General features: G+C 40.3%; 17 protein-coding genes and 1 pseudogene. 10 read left to right on the forward strand and 8 right to left on the reverse strand.

The window, feature by feature from the left end:
• Positions 1-397 precede the first annotated feature (397 nt).
• The 4 genes and pseudogenes from BQ2683_RS08080 to tnpA all read left to right on the forward strand — a co-directional run.
• Entirely contained in the window at positions 398-1,501 is a 1,104-nt protein-coding gene (locus BQ2683_RS08080) for a helix-turn-helix transcriptional regulator (protein ID WP_069988490.1), read from the forward strand.
• 151 nt (positions 1,502-1,652) lie between these two features.
• Positions 1,653-5,222 carry a glycosyl hydrolase gene (locus BQ2683_RS08085; protein WP_069988491.1) on the forward strand — a complete coding sequence of 1,190 codons (3,570 nt, stop codon included), beginning with the start codon at positions 1,653-1,655 and terminating at the stop codon, positions 5,220-5,222.
• Between the two features lie 202 nt (positions 5,223-5,424).
• Positions 5,425-6,510, forward strand: coding sequence for an AraC family transcriptional regulator (locus tag BQ2683_RS08090; RefSeq protein ID WP_069988492.1), 1,086 nt, complete (start codon positions 5,425-5,427; stop codon positions 6,508-6,510).
• Positions 6,511-6,586: 76 nt separating this feature from the next.
• Positions 6,587-6,808, forward strand: a pseudogene (gene tnpA / locus BQ2683_RS08095) (IS200/IS605 family transposase); the annotation flags it as partial.
• Between the two features lie 347 nt (positions 6,809-7,155).
• On the opposite strand, the gene BQ2683_RS08100 reads toward tnpA, so the two are convergent.
• Positions 7,156-11,067 carry a glycosyl hydrolase gene (locus BQ2683_RS08100; RefSeq protein ID WP_069988493.1) on the reverse strand — a complete coding sequence of 1,304 codons (3,912 nt, stop codon included), beginning with the start codon at positions 11,065-11,067 and terminating at the stop codon, positions 7,156-7,158.
• A gap of 189 nt (positions 11,068-11,256) precedes the next feature.
• Here BQ2683_RS08100 and BQ2683_RS08105 point away from each other — a divergent pair, with 189 nt between their 5' ends.
• The 3 genes from BQ2683_RS08105 to BQ2683_RS08115 all read left to right on the forward strand — a co-directional run bounded on the left by BQ2683_RS08105 (position 11,257) and on the right by BQ2683_RS08115 (position 13,501).
• Entirely contained in the window at positions 11,257-12,237 is a 981-nt protein-coding gene (locus BQ2683_RS08105; protein ID WP_069988494.1) for an AraC family transcriptional regulator, read from the forward strand.
• A gap of 109 nt (positions 12,238-12,346) precedes the next feature.
• Positions 12,347-12,670, forward strand: coding sequence for a helix-turn-helix domain-containing protein (locus tag BQ2683_RS08110; protein ID WP_076939155.1), 324 nt, complete (start codon positions 12,347-12,349; stop codon positions 12,668-12,670).
• 177 nt (positions 12,671-12,847) lie between these two features.
• Positions 12,848-13,501: an IS3 family transposase gene (locus BQ2683_RS08115; protein WP_268873780.1), complete on the forward strand. Its 654-nt coding sequence runs from the start codon at positions 12,848-12,850 to the stop codon at positions 13,499-13,501.
• A gap of 107 nt (positions 13,502-13,608) precedes the next feature.
• On the opposite strand, the gene BQ2683_RS08120 is transcribed toward BQ2683_RS08115, so the two are convergent.
• Positions 13,609-14,007: a DUF1048 domain-containing protein gene (locus BQ2683_RS08120; protein WP_069988496.1), complete on the reverse strand. Its 399-nt coding sequence runs from the start codon at positions 14,005-14,007 to the stop codon at positions 13,609-13,611.
• Positions 14,000-14,332 (reverse strand): PadR family transcriptional regulator, encoded by a 333-nt coding sequence (locus BQ2683_RS08125; RefSeq protein ID WP_069989497.1) that lies wholly within the window; start codon positions 14,330-14,332, stop codon positions 14,000-14,002. The genes BQ2683_RS08120 and BQ2683_RS08125 overlap by 8 nt, the downstream gene beginning before the upstream one ends.
• Positions 14,333-14,622: 290 nt before the next feature.
• Between BQ2683_RS08125 and BQ2683_RS08130 the strand changes: the two genes are divergently transcribed.
• From BQ2683_RS08130 to BQ2683_RS13910, 3 genes are all read left to right on the forward strand, one after another.
• Positions 14,623-15,066, forward strand: coding sequence for a MarR family winged helix-turn-helix transcriptional regulator (locus BQ2683_RS08130; protein WP_069988497.1), 444 nt, complete (start codon positions 14,623-14,625; stop codon positions 15,064-15,066).
• A gap of 2 nt (positions 15,067-15,068) precedes the next feature.
• Positions 15,069-16,448 (forward strand): MATE family efflux transporter, encoded by a 1,380-nt coding sequence (locus tag BQ2683_RS08135; protein WP_069988498.1) that lies wholly within the window; start codon positions 15,069-15,071, stop codon positions 16,446-16,448.
• Between the two features lie 815 nt (positions 16,449-17,263).
• The gene (locus BQ2683_RS13910; RefSeq protein WP_076939156.1) at positions 17,264-17,476 is read left to right on the forward strand and encodes an IS3 family transposase; all 213 of its coding nucleotides are present in this window, start codon (positions 17,264-17,266) and stop codon (positions 17,474-17,476) included.
• Positions 17,477-17,622: 146 nt separating this feature from the next.
• Here BQ2683_RS13910 and BQ2683_RS08140 read toward each other — a convergent pair whose 3' ends face one another.
• From BQ2683_RS08140 to BQ2683_RS08160, 5 genes are all read right to left on the reverse strand, one after another.
• Complete coding sequence (locus BQ2683_RS08140; protein WP_069988499.1) at positions 17,623-17,976, reverse strand: DMT family transporter; 354 nt, start codon at positions 17,974-17,976, stop codon at positions 17,623-17,625.
• A gap of 26 nt (positions 17,977-18,002) precedes the next feature.
• Positions 18,003-18,416 carry a DUF2304 domain-containing protein gene (locus BQ2683_RS08145; protein ID WP_069988500.1) on the reverse strand — a complete coding sequence of 138 codons (414 nt, stop codon included), beginning with the start codon at positions 18,414-18,416 and terminating at the stop codon, positions 18,003-18,005.
• A gap of 3 nt (positions 18,417-18,419) precedes the next feature.
• Positions 18,420-19,139, reverse strand: coding sequence for a glycosyltransferase family 2 protein (locus BQ2683_RS08150; protein ID WP_069988501.1), 720 nt, complete (start codon positions 19,137-19,139; stop codon positions 18,420-18,422).
• 363 nt (positions 19,140-19,502) lie between these two features.
• Positions 19,503-19,847, reverse strand: a complete 345-nt coding sequence (locus tag BQ2683_RS08155; protein WP_069988502.1) for a phenylpyruvate tautomerase MIF-related protein — start codon at positions 19,845-19,847, stop codon at positions 19,503-19,505.
• A gap of 371 nt (positions 19,848-20,218) precedes the next feature.
• Positions 20,219-22,150: an aconitate hydratase gene (locus tag BQ2683_RS08160; RefSeq protein ID WP_069988503.1), complete on the reverse strand. Its 1,932-nt coding sequence runs from the start codon at positions 22,148-22,150 to the stop codon at positions 20,219-20,221.
• Between the last annotated feature and the right edge of the window lie 24 nt (positions 22,151-22,174).

Here is a 22,174-nt window from a genome sequence, read left to right on the forward strand (position 1 = left end):
CTTTGATATCCACAAAGAACAACTACTTTGTGGCAACACAGTTTGATACTCCCCAGTAGATTCCTTTCTATATCAATACAGAAAACATCCCCGCCTGGATTGAGGTGGGGATGTTTTTGCGTGTTCATAAATATATAGGAGAAAAGCTTGCCTATTCTATCAAATAGCAGTAAATCTACACTTTTCTTATCAAACAAAAAAGAAGATTTCCGGTACGATGGATTTTATCAGATTGCCATAGAAACAGGCTGTTGCATTTGTATTGTGAATTTACTTAAAAACCGAAACACAACAAGGTTATTCTGTAGCACAGCTTATGGTTGAGAAAGCTATGGTTTGACAACCTGGTTGGATTATACTATGATAAAAAGGAAGAAACAAATGGAGGGAGACAACGATGGTACCATTTTACCGGCCATTTCAGTCAATGTGCAAAAAAGAGGAACTATTAAAAAAACGCTGGCTGTATGAAAAGGAACCAACCGAACAAAGAAAACAGGAGCTGGAAGCACTCTCCAAGAATTATGGATACGATTTTTTGGATATCCGTGTTCCATTTGAGGGGCATACCATGGACGACCACTTTTTTACCCCAGAGAGCCGGTATTTTTATGGGCACCGCCATGTGGTAATTTCCCGCCATCCTTGTTATAATCCATTGAATTTCCATGGCCATGAGTTTTTTGAGCTGATTTATGTCTGGCGTGGGGACTGTGACCACTACATCAACCAGGAAAAAATTAAACTGCAACAGGGAGATTTTTGTATCTTGCCTCCCCACTTAATCCATGCAGTATATACCGAAAATGAACAAAGCGTCATTATCAATATTCTCATCCGGAAACCTACCTTTTACTATACTTTCACCAACCTGCTCTCCGAGTTTGATGAACTCTCCTCGTTTTTCCGGTTCGCCCTGCTGGAGGAAAAAAATGATTCCTATCTGATGTTCCGCTGTGGGGAAGATGCTGTTTTACAGCACATGGTACAGCAGATGTATGAAGAATATTTTCAGGATGAGGCTTATGCCGCCCCCATTTTGGACCATTATATCATGATCTTTTTTGGACTGTTGCTCCGCCGCCACCATCAGGATATCTTATTTTTTGAAAATGCTCGTATGGAAAAAGAAGTACCTGTTTCCGAGATTCTCTCTTTTATTTCGGAACATTTACAGGATATCAGCTTGGACATGCTGGCGGAACACCTTCATTACAACAAGAATTATTTAAGCACTTTCATCCAAAAAACCATGGGGCAGAAGTTCCAGGATATTGTAAAGGAACAGCGGTTTTTATTCGCCGCTAAAATGATTGTGCAGGGGGATTTACCTTTAAAAGAAATCAAGGATTTAATCGGTTACCACAATTTTAGCCATTTTTATGAGAATTTTAAGGAACTATTTGGCATGACGCCGGCGGAATATCGGAAAGTCCACCATCCTGAGACGGGCAGCATTAATTTGCCAGTGGGAACTGAATTTTGGGGACTACGGGAGTGAAAACAATCCTATAGGGGACAATGGTTGGATTGATTACCCCAATTTCATATCAATTCATCTACTTATTGCACTTATTTTTTGTTTTTAGTAAAATGATTTTTGTCAAATAGACCACATTGTGGTCAAGTAAAAAAAGAGAGGGCAAAAATCCATGAAAAGAAAAAGTAAGACAACAGGACGTAAAATGATTGCGGTTCTCACCAGCGCGGCATTGCTTGCGTCGGTTGGGGCAACCACAGTAACTGCCTTGGAAAGCACAGCAGTGCAAAAAGGCAGCATTATCCACGAGTTTAAAAACCCGGAAGAAAACTCGAAACCAATGGTTCGGTATTGGCTACCGGACGCTGCCGCTGACCCGGAAATTGTAGCGGACGAAATCACTTCCATGTATGAAGCGGGTTACCGTGGCGTGGAAATCGCGATGGTTCCCCGTTACTCGGTATTTGACCCATCCGAATATGGGTTTGGTACCGAAGCTTGGAGGAACCTGTTAAAAACAATCTTTAAAACAGCAAAGAGTTTTCCAACTGAGTTCCGTGTGGATTTAACCAGTACCCCAATGTGGCCAGTCTCCTCCAATATGATTGACCCAAATGATGATGGGGCAAGTAAGGAATTGGCACACTCTTACACAAAAATCACCCAGTCTGGTATAACAGACCTGCCAATGCCAGAAACCCGTGTGCTGGATTCCATGAGATGTCCATTTGTGTTTACGGATGACTTTTTGGCGGCAACCGTTGCACAGGTGGAAAGTGTAGATGCAGATGGCAACTTTGTGCTAAAAGAGGATAGCATGAAGGATGTTTCGGACGCTGTTGTGAAATTGGAGAAAACAACTCCAGCTGGTGTGCCGGATATGAATGACGCTTATATGCAGCAGATTTATGACGGTGTTACCATGGATCTGGAAGGGGGAAGAAGCACCGAGGAACAAAAAAATCAGCCGGTTACCAATGAGAATATCGAATATGTATTTGGCGACCGTGACCGTATGGCGGACACCCAGAACTATTATTCCATTGACACTTCTAAATTGGGGATTGATCTTTCCCAAATCAATCAGGGCGGCCAAGTACAGGCAGGAGACTGGTTATTGTTTGGCTTCTACACCAGAGGCAGTGGCTATGCCTTGGGTACAGATTCTAAGGTTGTTTCTGGCGGGGCAGTTATTTACCCAATTAACGCTTGCCAGGAAAATGTACCATATGTAGTGGACCATTTCAGTGATACTGGCGCCAATGTCACCAAAGAGCTGTGGGACAAATACATCCTCTGTGATGAGGAGCTTGCCCAGTTAATCCGGGAAGCGGATTGCTCTATTTTTGAGGATTCGATTGAGATTTTGAGCGCAAGCCCATTCTGGTCTACTAAATACCAGGAGTATTTTAAACAGGACGCTGGCTATGATCTAACCCGATATCTACCATACATCACCAGCGCAAAAACATGCAGCACAGATAAAGTTTCTGGCTATGACCCAACCAAATTTTATGGTACCAACAGCAGCCGCTATATTGAGGATTACTTTACTGTATTAAGCAACATGTACCAGAATTTGTTTGTAGGTAGCATGTTGGATTGGTGCCACAATGACCTGGATGCTCTGTACCGGACCCAGGCATATATTACCAAAGGAATTTCGGTAGACACTGGTGCGGTTTCACTAGATTTGGACATTACGGAAGGGGAATCCTTGGCATGGAAAACCAACTATGATAAATTCCGTATTTTATCCGGTGCTACCCATATCGCGGGCAAAAAATATGTGACCGATGAAGTTTTGGCAACTTCCAGGGGGACTTCCATCAAAGATAACTATCCATATGGGGCAAGCTATGCAATTTCCTGGGATAAAGCAGTGGAAAAATTAAACGATAACTGGGTATTAGGCGTCAATTTAATGATGATGCACGGTGCGGCTTATGCAGAAGCCCATACCTTTACTTCGGATGGCACCGACCGTCTGGATACCCAATGGCCAGGATGGCATCCATTTGGCGCCAACGCGGCAGATCCATGGACGAACCGCCAGCCTTATTTTGAGGATGTCAATGTGATGACCCAGTACATGGCAGCTTCCCAGGCTATCCTGCAAAACGGCCTGCCAAAAATGGATGTATTGCTGTATGCTCCAAAAACCATAGATTCAGGAGATGATGGCAGCACCTGTGAAATTTACGACCAATCCGTTTTAGTGGATGCTTTGGATCAAGGCTATACCTATGATATTGTAGGGGAAGCGGGAATCCTCCATGAAAATGCGGTTGTAGAAAACAAGACATTGGTAGCAAACGGTCCAGAATATAAAGCAATGGTAGTATACAACACAGATACCATTGGTGTAGAAGCAGCGCAACAGATGCTCAACTTTGCGAAACAGGGCTTGCCAATCATCTTTGTAGGTGGAACCCCTGCAAGGGTATCCGGCGTTTCTGCTGACAGTATCAATAGCGGTGCGGTAGTTGATGGCGATAAGATTGACAGCGACGCAGAAGTCCAAGCAATTATGGCGGAAATCACGAGCTTTGATAACGTTGCGGTGATTCAGGATGTACCAGGTGTATTGACCCAGTTAGAACAGTTTGGAATCTCCTCCAGAGTATCCTATCCATCTACCCAGGATTTGCGCAGCTACTGCCGTTATGATGAAACAGACGGAACCTATTACTATTATTTCTACAATGGTTCTAGGGACCAAAAATCCATTTCAGTGCCAGTTACCATGACAGGGGAAGGCGCCCCATACAAATTGGACGCTTGGACAGGAGAAATTTCTCCAATTGCATGGTACAACCAATCCGGAAACCAGACTACAACCCAGTTGGATTTGGAATACAACGAATCTGCTATTATAGCGATTTCCAAAAACGAAGCGGAATTTGGCGCGGCTCCAAAAGTACATGTCACCAATACCACAGCGGATAACGCAGTAGTAGAAGGGAATGACATTGTAGCCCGCAGCGAAGCGAAAAGCGCAGTGACAGCGGAACTCTCCAACGGAAGCAATATTTCCTGCGAATTAAACCCGATGGAAGAAATGACATTGAAAAACTGGGATATTGCAGTGGAAAGCTGGGGCCCAAGTGCAGATCCAAACGCACCGGCAACCCAATCGGATAAAACAACGGTGAACTTTGCTAATACTGGCTTGATAAGCTGGAAAAACCTGCCGGCAACAGCAGAACAATTGGCTACACTAGGCGTGGAATCCATGTCCTATGTATCTGGCATTGGACATTATAGCACCAGCTTCCAGATTGATTCTCTGGAAGAAGGGCAGGGGGCTTACCTGAATTTTGAACATGGTAACGACGAAGTAACCGAAATCATTGTAAACGGACATGACCTGGGCGGAATCAACCAGAGTAAAAATATTGTGGATATTGGCCAATATCTGAAAGAAGGGAAAAACACCATTTCTATTAAATTGGCAACCCCATTGAATAACAGGATTCAGGTAGAAAACCCAGTATTCCAGGAACGTTACGAACAAGGCTATGTGCAGGATTACGGTTTAACCGCAGTATCCTTAGTACCATATGATGAAGCAGTGATTTACACCGCAACCGAAAATGGTGGAACCAATGGTGGAAACGGAACCAGCAGCGAAGGGAATGTGCAAACTGGTGATGCTTCCACAATAGGCATTCTGGCGGCACTCGGCGCAGCAGGCGTAACCGCTTATATCATTCGCAGAAAACGGAACCATAATTCCTAGTTTTTGTAAAATCGTTCTATTTCCTCTCTGTTTCCCCTCTAACTGGTTTAGAGGGGAAACAAAAACTCTTTCATCCTATAATAACCCCGGGGTAGAAAATCACTTCTATCCTGGGGTTTTTAAGGTTTTTGTTTTGAATTTGTACGGAGAATATGGTAAGATAATGATAAAAGAATTGTGAAATAAGGAAGAAGGGAATCGGATGGAATACTGTTCACTGGGCACGATGTGCCAAAAGGAATTATTGCTGAAAAAGCGATGGCTGTATGAAAAAAATCCAACTAGGGAGGCGGCAGATGAACTGAGGGAGTTGTATCAACAGTACGGCTATGAGTTTTTGAACCCCGCAGCCCCTTTTGTGAGCCATTCTTTGGAGGAGCATTTTATCACACCGGAAAACCAGTATTTTTATGGGCATCAGCATGTTGTTATTATGCGCCATCTTTGCTATTCCCCTATGAACTGGCATGGGCATGAATTTTTTGAGTTAACCTACGTATGGCGGGGGGATTGTATTCATTCGATCAATGGGGAAGAACACTATCTACAACAGGGGGATTGCTGTATTTTACCGCCCCATTTGATGCACGCCCTTTACACCGAGAATGAAACCAGTGTTATTGTGAATATCTTGATACGTAAACCCACTTTTTATTATACTTTTACCAGCCTGTTATCCGAATTTGACCATCTTTCTTCTTTTTTCCGGTTTGCATTGCTGGAAGGGAGGACGGATTCCTATTTGATGTTCCGTTGTGGGGAAGATACTTTATTACAAGGGAAGATACAACAATTGTATGAGGAGTATTTTTGCGATGAGGCGTATTCCTCCCCAATTGTAGATAGTTCCATGATTGTTTTTTTGGGGTTGTTATTGCGGCGGCACCGTCAGGATATCCGGCTGTTCCAAAGTGATTTGGAAGAAAGTGAGGTGCCTGTATCCAAGATTTTAGCTTTTGTTTCGGAACATCTACAGGATATTAGCCTGGATATGCTAGCCCAACATCTCCATTACAATAAAAATTACCTCAGTTCTTTGATTCAAAAAACCATGGGACAGAAATTTCAGGATATTGTAAAGGAACAACGTTTTTTATATGCTGCCAAAATGTTAGGGCAAAGCAACCAGTCCATTAAATCCATTATGGAATCCATTGGCTACCATGATTCTAGCCATTTTTACCGGAATTTTAAAGAGCTATTTGGTATGACTCCAGCTCAATATCGGCAAACTCATGGGAATATCATTGAATCATCTCCATCAGACGGTGAGAATAAAAATCTTTAGATACAAGAACATCTCCTTTTGCTAAAATAAATGCAGGTTTGGCGACCGCATTACGAAGCAAAAGGAGGAGTTGTCAATGAATCACATAAAAAGTTTAGCACATTCAAAGTGGAGATGCCAGTACCATATCGTATTTGCGCCGAAATATCGAAGAAAAGTAATCTATAATCAGTTAAGAAAAGATATACGAGAAATCATTAAAGATTTGTGTAAATGGAAAGGTGTAGAAATCATAGAAGCAAACGCATGCCCAGATCATATCCACATGCTGATTAGTATTCCGCCGAAATATAGTGTAGTGTAGCGTAGTTTACAAGAGACAAAACTCAATACCATTAAATTTTCCATATGATATCAATTTTTTCGCTTGTAGCACAGATTTTAGAAATCATCAAATCTACGACTTTTTGCTTGTTTTCAAAGGAAACTTTATCCCAAGCATCCAAATGTCCAAATATTTCTTTGATATATGAAGTTTGATATAGGTTCTTAAATCTATTGCTTTCACTTTCATATTTAGCATTTTTCTAATTCGATGTATTAGTCATTTATTTTTCTACCTAAGTACTGATATTACAAAAGGCTGGTTTTTTAACCAGCCTTTTGCTTATATTAAGAGAAAAGAGAAGAAGAAAACGTTATGAGTTATTTTTTCTTACGGGAGAGAACCAGTGCAGCTCCTGCAATTGCTATTGCTGCCATTCCAGCAATTGGTGCAAAGTCGCCTGTTTTCGCTGCGTTTGCTTTTGGTGTAGTGGATTCTTGTCCAGTTTGAGTAGCTGTATCATCAGTGGACGGTGTTGTTTCTTCTGGAACACTTCCATCTACTTTTACTAATTGATCCATTGCAGCTTGTACATTTGTTACTGCTACATCTACTTCTTCCTGGCTTGCGTTTTCATTGTTGTATACATCCTTTGCTTCTGCTACTGCTGCTTGTAATGCTGCGTAGCTTTCTGCTGTGTATGCGTTTGCATCTACTTTGCCTGCTTCCGCAAGGACTTCTTCCAGGATAGATTTATCTGCTTTGAACCGTAAATTCATCATTGTATTTAACAGATTGTCTGCTACTTCATTAATTTCTGCCTGCATGGCGTCTCCGTCATTGTATACACCCTTGGCTGCTTCTAATGCTGCGGTGAATTCCGCTTTGCCTGCTTCCACATAACGGTCAAGTTCTGCATTGATTTCATTTGCTGCTTCTATCAGAGAAGCCAGTTCTGTTTTATCCCCAGCTACAAATCCTAATTTGTGGATTTCATTCAGCAAGGTTTTCCATGCTGCGTTCACTTCTTCCTGGGTAGCCCCAGCATTGTTTGCTACTGTTTTCGCATTTTCCAAAGCAGCGTCAAAGGATTTCTGTACACTTTCAATGGCGTTGTCATATTCGCCACTTTCTTTGGCAGCTTCTGCGTATTGAATCACAGAGTTCAAAATACCTTTATTTGCCTGGCTTTCTTCCAAAGAAACTTCATTATATGGAACAATCACCGCTTGTGCTGGTCCATAAGAACAATAGTCCACACGATATCCCGGCCAACTTACCCATTTACCTTCTTCTGTTACATTCAATGCACCAATGGCAATGGCTGCATTATTCAAATTGGAACTATACTCTAGTTGAATCGTATTTTTTCCAACTTGGAGGTAATCTGAAATATCTAGCTTTGCATCATTCATATTAAGGTCGGATACCTGTTGACCATTAATAGAAACCGTCATGGACATCACCATATCCCCAAAATCAATGTATGCTCCATCTGCGTTACCATTCCAATCAAAAGTTGCAGAATAGTATCCTTTACCGGATACTTCTTTTCCAACTTCAGGAATATTATCCCAAGTAGTAAGCGAATCCAGCTTCACATCAACATCCGTTTTCACTGTGTTAAATGTATGCTCTGTTGTCGTAACTCCATCTAATGTTTCGGTACGGAAAATTTCTTCCCCTTTACTCCATTTTTCTACAGTTACATCCCAATTGGTAATATCGTAAGCATTTGGAACTTCTGTGTTGAATTTTACGGTTTTGCCATCACTTGTAGTTACATAGTAATTTCCACTTTTTGTGGTGCGGATTACAACGCCATCCTTTGTTTCGTAAGCGTTATCTGCATTTGTATCAGTGATATGGAGTTGTTCTGTATCCGTTTTTTCAAAGGCATACAACGCTACATCGCCATAATTTAAATCAATTGTAAATATCGTTTTGCCATTTTCGTAACGGTAGTTTGCAACCTGTGTTACCTCGCCGGACCATGCATCGATCACATATGGAATAAATATACCATCCATTGAAATTTCCGTTTTGATATTGGTACCATGATCTTCTTCACAGAACTCTCCATTACAGTAGTTATAGGCATAGAGATATTCATTTCCGTTTTCATCTTGACGAACCTGTGTCAAAAGTTGATGGTTTTCTGGCATGCCTGCATATGGAGTAACATCTAAACTTTGTAATGCTTCCACAATGTCATCATCTGAAGCGGCTGTTGCAACACAATCCAATGTTTTCAACTCTGACATAACTTCTGCCAAAGCAGAATCGCTTCCATCATTATAAGGTGTTTGTACTGCAGCTCCATCTACAATAACTACTTTAAGCCCTTGTTTTGCATATTCCAAAATTTTCTGAGCTCCATCCAGTGTTAACCAATCCTGCCAAAGAACCAAAGCTTTATATCCGGCCAACTCTAAAGTTCCATTTTCTGCGTCATAGTATACGCCTTCTGCATCTAGGAAATCTGGACTAAAATAATCATAGGTATATCCATTATCCTGGAGCTCAGTCGTTTGGATATATCCAGGCATATAGTCATGGCGGAGGAGCCAGTTGTTCTCATCATTTTTAGAAAATTGTGATGGTGCTAAAATTGGCATTCCGTACTTCATATAAACCATACCAACATCACTTCTGGACTTTCCTTCACGAAGCAGTTGCTGCACTCTGCCAAGATGATCATTAAATTCATCATATTCACTATAAGATGGGTACCGCAAGCTCAATACGTTAAAACTGGAATTGCTGCGGAAGCCTGGCCAATCCACTTCAACTGGTTCTGGTGCCCATTGAGAAGTCCAAATATGCCAGTTAATACGGCTATAACCTGCTGCATACAGGGTATATGCTTCCTGTAAATGCATCTGATAGTCATACGCATAACTAGTACCGCCAAGAGCACTGGTTTCGCTGGATAGAATTTTGTTTTGAAGCTTTGAACCGCCAGACCAAGTTCGATACATTTCAATCTGATTTTCCTGATTCAAAGTTTCTGCCTCTGGATAATCTACAGACTGGATTGGCTCTGAGTTTTCCAGATATTTTCCGTAAGAAATCTGTGCCCGCAATGTAATACCATAACTATTGAGCCATTCCCGGAATGGTTCCATCAAATTTTCCATATACAATTCGGTTTGCACATCATTCAGGTCGTTCAAAATTCGCTGCCCCAGATTAGCGTCCTCCAGGTTATAGGTTCCATAGACATCTGATGGAGGAGAAACCCGTTTTGGAGCAGGTAACCCGATTGCTAGGAACAAATATGGACGAATATCATAGCCTTTTCTTGCCTCAAATTCCTCCGCGAAATCTTCTGTCCAGTTTACAAATCCTGTTCCGGTCGTGTACTCCAGGGAATCCATAAACAATTGTACATCGCCCTCTTTGATTTTGGCGTTTAGCTCTTCATCACATAAAACATGTTCTTCCCAATATTCTTTTAAGGCTTCAAAACCCCGACGATCAAAATAGTTGATACAATAGGATGTTTCTACCGCTGGTTTTGATACTTGCGCTGTCCCTACTTGCCAATAGTAAATAATATCGTAATCTCCATCGTCCGGAGCTGTCCAATCTAACAAATAATCTCCTTGATCATTTTTAGAAACCTGGTCGGATAAATCAATAATGGAATCATTGTCAATCACAATCGGCTTCGTCTCGATTCCAATACGTTTATATGCGTATGCCCCAATAAATTCATTTTTTTCTGGCAAAGTTACTTTATTGGTCCCACCAAAACTATTTGTCGTAATAGTCTCTGTTGGTACTTTACCTGATCTTGACTGACCAGCTGGTATAGTTTCGTTCGCCTGGAAAACAGCCTGGTTAGCAGCTTGACTATCTGGATCTAATCCCGGTACATTAGCTGTAGACCAGTTGGTACCAGATGTCAGCCCAATTGTCATGCCCAAATCCAATGCTTTGTTCAATACCAGATGGAAGTCATGGTCCCATTGTTCCGAACCATATCCATAAATAGATGCATCTAATCCTTTAACGTCCAATTGACACAGTTCAATACCGCGGAATCCCGCATCATAAATTGCCTGTACTTCTTCTTCCAAGGTTTCATCCGTGTGCCCACCTTCTGCCATCCACCAACGAACCTCGGTACGATTTTCAATCTTTGGGTTACCATATTTGTCACTTAATTCATCCGCAAACCCATTTGACGTTCCGGATGCGTTAACAGCTGGCATACTACCTACCAGTAAACTCGCAGATACTGCCAGTGCCAAACATAAAGCACCAATTCTTGTCTTCTTTTTCATGATTTTGCCTCCAATTTAAAATTTTCTTTCTGCTATCTATCCAAAAAGAATACCTTTATTATAAATCCAAAGAAAAATAATGTCGTAGGATTCATTTGTATTTTTTTTGTATTTATTTGACTTTTTTTATATGATATGATAATCTTTTTAAGAAGAAATTTATAAAACTACTGTGGAGAAGGTGACATATTGAATTCGATTGATTTTTATATCAAACAAACGCGTGAATTGGAAAAAATCCGTGTTAGCTCTCCGAATTTAAACCAGATGCGCCAAAAACAATTGGAAGAAGTACAACAAAAAGGATATTTTTTAATGAAAAATTTTCCTAATAATAATATAAAAAATCCTCAGATTACCCTGCATCCATTGCCTAAAAACGTAAACCCAAAGATGCTTTTGCATAAACATGAATTCTATGAATTGATGTACGTTTACCGTGGTAGTTGTATCAATCATTTTCAAGAAAATTCAATTACCATGCAGGAGGGGGAAATCCTCCTACTTAATCCAAATACAGCCCATTGTCCGGAAACACTAACGGATAATGACTGTGTATTTAACATTATGTTTCGTCAAGATTTTTTTCGATACTCATTAGATATTCTATTAAAAGACAATACACTGTTTTCCTCTTTTTTTATGGAATGTATGTTTCAGACTAATATTGCGCAAGACTACCTCTTTTTTTTACCAGATAAACTGTCTATTGATACCATTGAGCGTTTAATTGTGGAATGTTTTGAGGAACAAAGTTGTTATGAAACAGTGATACAATCCCTTCTAGTAGAGTTGTTCGCCTATCTTGCACGTCATTCTAAAAATTCGTTTTCCCTTCCCAAAAACAGCCATGAAAGATTGATGATGAAAATTATCACTTATATTCAGGAATCTCCTGGGGAGATTACTCTACAAAAAGTGGCGGAACAATTTCAATATTCTACTGCTTATCTTTCACGAATGATCAAACAACATACTGGAAAAAATTTTTCCGAAATCGTACGGGATTGTCGATTAACCAAAGCAAAATACTATTTAGAAAGTTCCGGCCTCTCGATCATTGATATTGCTTTAATGCTTGGATTCAATGATGTTAGCCATTTTTATAAAGTGTTTAAAGAAAAAATGAATTGCACTCCAACAGAGTACCGCAAACGATATCATCATTAAAGTAACGGGCAAATTGTTTTCCTTACATCATTAAAAAGATATAAAATCAGCACCACTTATAATGTGAGATGCACCCCAAAAGTTAGACGCTTTTGGAGTGCATATTTTTATGAGTAAAACAGGAAGAAGAAACAAGGTTTATAGTGCAGAATTAAAAATAGGAGTTATCATGGATATGCGAAAACACCATCTTGGATATCGAGAAACTGTACGAAAATATTGGAATGTATCACGAGGACAAGATTTAAACTATATAAATGCGGTAAAAAGGTGGGAACACATATATTTGGAAGAAGGAGCCGAAGGTCTGATGAAAGAAAGACGAGGCGGAACAAGGAAAGGTAGACCGCCAAAATTAGATAAAAAGGTGGAAGAAGATTTAATCGCCGGAAACCAACGTTTACGAATGGAGATAGAATACTTAAAAAACTGAGTGCCTTAGTTCTTGCGGAAGAACGGAAGAGCGAGAAAAGGCGCAAATAATCTCTGAACTAAGGCGAAAGTATCCGCTGAAAGATTTATTGCAATTATCCGGTCTTGCTCGCAGCACATACTATTACTACTTAAAGCACCAAAACATGGATAAGTATAAAACAGAAAAAAAGAAATACTGGACATATTTAATACCAACAAAGGCAGATACGGATACCGCAGAATTTTAATCGCTATGCGTAACAAAGGTTATGTAATTAACCATAAAACTGTCTTAAAGTTGATGAACAGCCTTGGCTTAAAAGGCAAACAACGCAAAAATGACAAATACCACTCATACAAAGGAACGGTTGGAAAGGTTGCAGACAATCTGTTAAAAAGAGATTTTTATGCAGAAAAACCTTTTGAGAAATTAACAACCGATGTTACGCAATTTAATGTCTGTGATAGCAAAGTATATCTTTCTCCTGTATTCGATTTATTTAACAACGAAGTTGTGTCTTATTCCATTTCAACGAGTCCTAATTTAGAGCAAATTAGAGAAATGTTAAACGGGTTGTTTGAAAAACTGCCTACTGATGCAAAACCGATATTTCATTCAGACCAAGGTTGGCAGTATCAGTGCGCCGAGCACCAAAAGTTGCTAACCGAGCATAACATAACGCAAAGCATGTCCCGCAAGGGCAACTGTATGGATAATGGTGCTATGGAAAACTTTTTTGGCCGACTTAAAGTTAAAATGTTCTACGGCGAAAAATTCAAAAGCGTTAACGCTTTCATTGATGAATACATTTATTACTACAACAATGAAAGAATTTCCTTAAAGTCATGACCACCCCTCTTAGGGGTGGTCATGACTTTTATCAATAGTTCAAATGGTTGTATGGGGATAAAATCAAAAATTGCAATCCAAATCAATAGCAGTTGGTTTTTCTTATTTTAATCTATCTTCCATGGCTCTGCCCAGAAACCTGTTTGCTGTTTGTTACCCAGTTTCTTCTGAATATCATGGTTGAGTTTGCTTCGCCAATCCTGTGTATAGGTTCTGGTGTTTTTCAAAAGTTCCTCTACAAATGCAGCAACATCTTCGCCTGTTACCTCTAAAATAGTCTTACCATTAGCAGCGCCTTCCTCAAATAAATCAATCAGCCCGTACTGGACCTCCATCATATCATATCCAGCGCCGGAAACAAACTGCCACATATGGTGTTGAATCTTTTGGAACACGTATTGATAATCAGCTGGTAGGGTAGCAACCCTTGCCATCTGCTTTTTGTATTCCTGTTTTTCTTTAATCATTTTTCCTATATTAAAATAGTTGTTCAAAAAATCACCCATTGCTGTTATTCTCCTTTAATTCGTTGATTTTTGAGGATAGAAACTCCCATTTTTCCCAAAATAAGCGGAGTTCTTCCCGCCCAGCATCGTTAAGTGAATAGAATTTCCGTGGCGGGCCGAGCGCAGATGGCTTTTTTTGGATGTCTACCAGCTTATTTTTTTCTAGCCTGACTAAAATTGTGTAAACTGTCCCTTCTACCACATCGGTAAATCCCATTGTGTTCAATTGGCGGGTAATCTCGTAGCCGTAGGTGTCCTGCCTGCTGATCAATTCTAGAACACAGCCTTCTAATATCCCTTTTAGCATTTCAGTTATATTTTCCAATTTTTGTTCTCCTTTTTCAATCAGGTAATCTGTACTACTTATTACTACTATATAATAACACATAGTAGTAGAAATGTCAATTGTAATTGGCAAGAAAGGTTTGGTGTCCATTCCTGAAATAAGAACACCTAAGCCACAAATACATTTATCTAAAATAGAAAAAACCATCTGTTATAAGAAGAATTCTGAGTAGATGGTTTTTCATTACGGTTGCTTGACAAAATTAGAAAAAAAGGTATAATAGTTTAAAAAAGAACTGTTTTAAATAAAACTATTTTAGGGGGAATTGGATGGAACGGAATACCGATATTTTAATTAGCATCCGAAAACTTATCAAATTATACGAAGCCATGCTCAAAACCGTCTGCCAGAACTATCATTTAACGCAGATTGAGACGGATATTATCAGTTTTTTGCAGAACAACCCTGGTAGGGATACCGCTGGTGATATTGTGGAACTGCGGATGCTTTCCAAAGGGAACGTATCCCAGGCAGTAGAAAATTTAATCCAAAAATCTTTGTTGGAACGCAGCCAGGACCAAGATGATCGGAGAAAAATCCATCTTTCCTTGCGTCCAGAAGCAAAACCAATTTTAGAGGAAATACAGCGGATTAGAGAAAAATTCCTAGAAGAAATCTTTGCGGGTTTTTCTGAACAAGAACGGGAACTATATGCGGAATGGAATGATCGGATCCGAAACAATGCCAAATCAGCGATGGAAAGGATGGATTAACTGTGGAAAAAGAGAAAGATTTTTTAGGCAAAGAGCCTGTGAATAAACTACTTTGGAAATTGGCGCTGCCTACTGTAACAGCACAAATCATTAATATGTTGTACAATATTGTAGACCGCATCTATATCGGACATATCCCAGAAGAAGGCACTTTGGCGCTAACAGGGGTAGGAGTTTGTATGCCGTTGATTATGATTGTAACAGCATTTGCCGCATTAGTCAGCAACGGGGGCGCTCCAAGAGCTTCCATTTATATGGGAAAAGGAGAAAAAGAGCTGGCGGAAAAAACTTTGGGGAACTGTTTTAGCCTCCAAATTATCATTTCATTGTTGTTAACAACAGTTTTGTTGATTTGGAACCGTGATTTTCTTATGGCATTTGGCGCCAGCAACAATACCATTGAATATGGTGTCAGCTACATGAACATTTATGCCATTGGGACGATTTTTGTACAGTTGACATTGGGGATGAATGCCTTTATTACTGCCCAGGGCTTTGCAAAAACAGGGATGTTATCTGTGTTAATTGGTGCAGTATGTAATATTGTGCTAGACCCAATTTTTATCTTTGGATTCGGTATGGGAGTACGTGGAGCTGCTTTAGCCACCATTCTTTCCCAGGCAGTTTCCTGTATTTGGGTGTTAAATTTCTTGTTTGGCAAAAGGACCTTTTTAAAGATCCGCAAACGTCACTTAATGCTAAAATCAAAAATCATTTTGCCAAGTTTGGCATTGGGGCTTGCTGTATTTATTATGCAGGCAAGCGAGAGCGTGATTTCTATCTGCTTTAACTCCTCATTATTGCGATACGGTGGAGATATTGCGGTTGGAGCCATGACGATTTTAACCAGTGTAATGCAGTTTGCCATGCTTCCGTTACAGGGGCTGGGGCAAGGGGCGCAGCCAATTATCAGCTATAACTATGGTGCGCGCAATGTGGACAGGGTAAAATCTGCTTTTCGGCTGTTGCTAAAAGCAAGCCTGTTCTACTCTTGTCTACTGTGGGCGCTAATTCTGTTATTCCCTCAAGTATTTGCAGCCTTGTTTACTTCGGATCCAGCTTTGTTGGAATTCACCAAAACAGCATTGCGGATTTATACAGCTTGCTTGCTGCTGTTTGGAATCCAAATGGCATGCCAAATGACATTCAACTCATTGGGCAACGCAAAAGCATCTATTTTAGTTGCGGTCATGCGTAAATTTATTTTGCTGATTCCACTTATCTACCTTTTACCACTTATTTTTTCTTCCAATAAAACAACAGCGGTTTATCTGGCTGAACCAGTTGCGGATTTTCTGGCCGTCAGCTTTACCGCTATCCTGTTTATCTTCCAGTTTAAAAAGGCATTGGCGGAAATGTCCAATTCCCCAAAGCAAAATTAAGCTAGCATAATGCTACCAAAAAGAAAAGCCATTTTCTCGTAAACGGAATACCTTTTCCGCATTGGATAGAAAAATTTCACTGGCTATCTGTTTGGTATTACTGTTTCGATTTTGTTGCGACTATCCAATATAGTTTGTGGCTAAGCACAGCAGCAACGAAAATAAACCACATCGTATGGACGGGAAACTAATCCTAGATCTTTTCGGATTCGTCTCATTGAAGGAAGTATAGTGTATCCTATTATAGGAAAAAGCTTTCTTTCGGGAAAGCTTTTTTCAATATATCTTCGACAAAATCAGCACAAGCGATATAACCTGATTCTATTTCTCAGGTAGTACTTTTTGATGATCCAATTTATAAAAAATGGAAAAAATAAGGCGTTTTATTCTCTAGAATACTGAAATCCAGTACGATTGGTAAAGGGAAAGATAAAAATAAAGCATCCAGTTAGGAACAAAAATTACGAAACCGGCCAATTTTTTGATCACATCCTTATAGAAATATTGGAAGATGAAATGCTAAAAAATAGATGTGTCTACCAAAATCAATACCATCAGGGACATTGTACAGACTTGGAAAGATTACAATTGGTAAATGAGTAGGGGTAAAAAGAGGCTACTTATCTCCTCCGGTAAGTGATTATGTAACGTCAAAAACTCAAGGCCGTCACTTCAGTAGAGTACAAAACAATATCTTTGTATCACGTGATATACTATTCATGATTTCTCAGATACCGGTAAGTATCTGTATGCAATATTAACCATTGCTTATATGCTTTTTTCCGAGCCCATAACACTATAACATACTTCGGTCAATGTCGCGAGAGGGAACTTCAACAGATAATCCAATCATAGAAGCACGAAACGGATGGGTGAAAGAAGAACTCTACCTTGACTTTAGGTTGGCAACCACGGACGATGTTCACTTACTCTTGGATAGGTATGTATATTACTTCAATAACAGGCGGTCCGCAGCCGTCTTAGGCTATAAAAGCCCAGTTCAGTACAAGACCGAACTGGGCTTTTAATACTATGGTATTTTTGGTGTCTACTTTTTCTTGACAGATGCACTTAGATGGTGACCGTGACTTTAAAATAATTAGTGTAAAACACCTTTAACGAGAAAATCCTCACTGAATAGGTAGAAAAAGGATTTCCTTTTGTTTCATATTCCTTAGCGTTTTAAGCTGAGCAGTACGACACCAATGAGGATGAGCCCGCTTGCTAAAATCTGAACCCAGCTGACAGATTCATGCAGGAACAGCACAGAGGCCACCATAACACCAATAAAGATAATACCAGTGGTAATTGGATAAATTTTGCTCAAATCAAATTTGGATACCAAAACCAGGTAGATCAAAAAGCTGGAGATATAACATAACATTCCAAAAATCGAAATTAAGCTGATTTTAAAGCTGAAAATCCCAGATGATACCCCCAGGCTAATTCCTGTTTGGCTCCCTAGTTTGAATAGGACCAGTCCAGAACAAGATAATAAAATATAAAGCGCGGCGATAATATATTGCATTTTTATTCCCCCATTTTTACAAACAATTATTGCTGATCTGTTGTGTCATTATTAGAATTCTTTGTAGAAGAAGAGTCCGTTGAATCAGAGGTTTTTTCTTCTAAATCCCGGATACGACGCTCCAAAATGGCGACAGCTTGGGTTAAGCGGGTTAAACGGCTTGTCTGGTTGGATACAATTAAGGTGAGTGAAATTAAAATAACTAGGACAAAAATACCTTCCAGCATAAAGATAAAGTTAGAAGGGACTTCCACACCAATCCATTTGGATACCTGAATGGAAAGTTGCGGGAAGATAATCATAATTAACAGGATAATGCTGGAGAAAATCCAGATTAAAGAGTATTTTAAAGAGAGTTTTCCTTTCCGTAATAGGTGGATAATGGCAAGCAGAAAAATGACAACCAAAACCAATAACACGATTTGTAATGCAAGTGACATTTTTTATTCCCCCTTTTTACGGATTGCCTGGATGAGCAACGCCAGTTCTACTTTGCACATATAGTAAATAGACTTAAAGCCGGAAATAGAGGAGGTTCCTCCTTGGCGTTCGTTCATTACCACAGGCACTTCTTCAATTTTATACCCATTGCGGATGACAGAGATAATCGCTTCTGGTTCCGGATAATCCTGGGCATAGTGGTCCACAAAAAAGTGGATTAATTTTTTATTGCAGGCACGGAATCCGCTGGTTACATCCAATACTTTGGAGCGGCAGAGGATTTTTAAGCTGGTGCTGATGATTTTAATCCCCAATTGACGCATCCCAGTGGACTGGAATCCTGTTTTTTCAATATAGCGGGAACCAATTGCCATGTCAGCTTGTCCATTCACCAAAGGTTGAATTAATTTTTGGATATAATGTGGGTCATGCTGGCCATCTCCATCTAGTTGGATGGCAATGTCATAATTGTTTTGGTAGGCGTACAAATATCCTGTTTGCATTCCGCCGCCAATCCCCAGGTTGACAGGCAAGTCAATAAATGAAAAATGGTTTTGTTTTAATATATTAAGTGTATTATCTTTGGAGCCATCGTTGATTACTACATAATCCACTTGATGTTCCATGGTACTACAGGCTTGTTTTAGGTTTTCCACTGTGTTTTGGATGCTTTCCTGTTCGTTATAAGCAGGAATAATCACCAAAATACGAAGCTTCTTCATAATATCCTCCTTTTATTGATGTCTTTGGAACGATAATAGTAACAAATTGATTACAACTAAAAAATTATACCATAAATTCTACCAATACACAAGAAAATTTACCAAAAAGCCGGATAATTTTTTCGTTTTTGTCGAAAATAGGAGAAATAAATGATGTTATTTTTGTGTTGTAATGGTAGGGTATATAAATGAAATCAAACAATCCACTATTATAGAAACCATTCGATTTTTAGGATAAGATGCTGAAATACTCCATAGTAAAGTTGGTTCTGATTTTTGATGAACACTATTTTATATCATTGCCGTTTTTTGTGATTTATAAACAAAAAAGTCCCATTGGAAAACCAATGGGAAAAAACTAGTTTAAAAATTAGACCCGTTCCAGCCCCAATGCTCAAATTCAGAGTAGGTAACATAAATGCGGGATGGCTGGATACCAAGCACCTGATGGAAAATCTGGCTAATTTTTTCGGTTAGTGCTTCATACTGCTCCCCAGTGAAGCCGCCAAACACCTTCACTTCCACCATAGCGCAGGGGTTATTTTGATTGCCTTGGAAATACATATGGCACTGCTGTTCAAAATCCAGCATTAGCCACTGTTCTGATTTTCCAGGTAGCAGGGAGATCGCCTCGCCTAGCTGTGTTTTTAAGCTTTTTTCCTGTTCGGGTGAAATTTCATTGCTTACTTTTGTGTGGATATATGGCATAAAGAACCTCCTCAATTCTGTGTCATTATTTTGTCTTTTCAATGGGGATATATACTAATCAAAATCGTAAGGACGTTTTGGAACATCTAGGAAAACCCCACTATTCTTGTTGTAACTATCTGCCCTATATTTTCAAATAGGAGAACACAAAGCCATATTACTGGTGAAGCAGGGAAATGTAACGTCCTGAGAGGATACTGGCAAATGCTGTACTGCCCGTCAGTTGCTACAACGCCTTGTTGATTTTCCAATAAGAGCTTTTGATCATCACTCAATTGATTTGTCTTGTAGTTGTCCGCGGTAGATATTTTTCACTAACGCAAAACAGCTTGAAACGTTCATTCCAAGCTGTTTTGTATAATATGTAACAATTACATTTTTGATCTTAAATAGTTTAACAAACCGCCATCCAGGATGATTTCTCTGTTTCTGCCGTCCAGGTTACAGTTGACAGGGATGGAAATACCTTTTGTTTTGTCCACCAAAGTGATTGGTGTGCCGTTTGCGATAGCGTCTTTGATGTTTGGCAATTCCAAGATATCCCCTTGTTCGATTTTGTCGTAATCGGCTGGGTCTGCGAATGTCAATGGCAGGATACCAGTATTAATCAGGTTTGCTTCATGGATACGGGCAAAGCTCTTGGTAACAACCGCTTTAATACCCAAGTACAATGGAACCAGGGCAGCGTGTTCACGGGAGGAACCTTGACCATAGTTGGAGCCGCCTACGATGATACCGCTTCCAGCGTGTTTTGCCCGTTCTGGGAATGCAGGGTCGCATACTTCAAAGCAGAACTGGGACAGGTATGGGATGTTGGAACGGTATGGCAGGATTTTGGAACCAGCAGGCATAATGTGGTCGGTGGTAATGTTGTCCTCTACCTTTAATACTGCTGGAGCTTTGATGGTCTGTTCCAATGGGGAAGCCACTGGGAATGGTTTGATGTTTGGCCCTTTTACTACTTCCACGTTGTCAGCTTCTTCTGGAGCGGCTGGCAGCTCAATCATATTGTCGTTGATAATGAAGTGTTCTGGAACCTGGAAGTTTGGCATGTCGCCCAATTCGGTTGGGTCAGCCAGATAGCCTTTCAGTGCGGAATAAGCCGCTGTTTCCGGGCTTAACAGATAAACTTGAGCGTCCGCTGTCCCGCTTCTACCCAGGAAGTTACGGTTGAATGTTCGCAGGGATACACCGGCGGATTTTGGAGATTGCCCCATACCAATACATGGACCGCAAGCACTTTCCAGGATACGGGCGCCAGCGTCGATTAAATCGGTTAAAATACCCATTTGCGCCATCATGGTCAGAACCTGTTTGGAACCTGGAGCGATTGCCAGGCTAACATCTGGATGTACTTTTTTGCCTTTTAAAATGGCTGCGACTTTCATCATATCTGTTAAAGAAGAGTTGGTGCAGGAACCAATACATACCTGGTCAATTTTAATTTGTCCTTCTTCCGCAACGGTTTTTACGTTGTCAGGGCTATGTGGACAGGCAACCATTGGTACCAGTTCGTCCAATTTGATTTCGTATACTTCGTCGTATTCTGCGTCGTCATCCGCTTTTAATTCTACCCAGTCCTCTTCACGGCCTTGTGCTTTTAAGAAAGCTTTTGTGGTTTCGTCGGATGGGAAGATAGAAGTAGTCGCGCCCAATTCAGCGCCCATGTTAGTGATGGTAGCACGTTCTGGAACAGACAGGTGTTTCACGCCTTCGCCGCCATATTCGATTACCTTACCAACGCCACCTTTTACGGTGAGCATTTGCAGCACTTTTAAGATGATATCTTTGGCGGAAACCCAAGGTTTTAACTGGCCAACCAGGTTGATACGTACCATTTTTGGCATATTGATATGGTAAGCGCCCCCTGCCATGGCAACTGCTACATCAAAACCGCCGGCGCCACAGGCGAACATACCAATACCGCCGCAAGTTGGGGTATGGCTGTCAGAACCAATTAAAGTTTTGCCTGGTTTGCCGAAGCGTTCCAGATGTACCTGGTGGCAGATGCCGTTGCCAGGACGAGAGAAATAAATACCATGCTTTTTCGCAACGGTTCCAATATATTTGTGGTCGTCCGCATTCATAAAACCGGACTGTAATGTGTTATGGTCAATATAAGCGACACTGCGCTCTGTTTTTACTTGGTCAACGCCCAAAGCTTCCAGTTGCAGGTAAGCCATTGTGCCGGTTGCGTCCTGGGTTAAGGTCTGGTCAATTTTTAGACCAATCTGGGTACCTTTTACCATTTCGCCGTTAACAAGATGTGCTTTAATAATTTTCTCGGCTATTGTGTATCCCATGAGAATTCCTCCTACTTATAATTT

Origin of the sequence: Massilioclostridium coli (assembly GCF_900095865.1) — a bacterium.
Lineage (GTDB): Bacteria > Bacillota > Clostridia > Oscillospirales > Ruminococcaceae > Massilioclostridium > Massilioclostridium facile.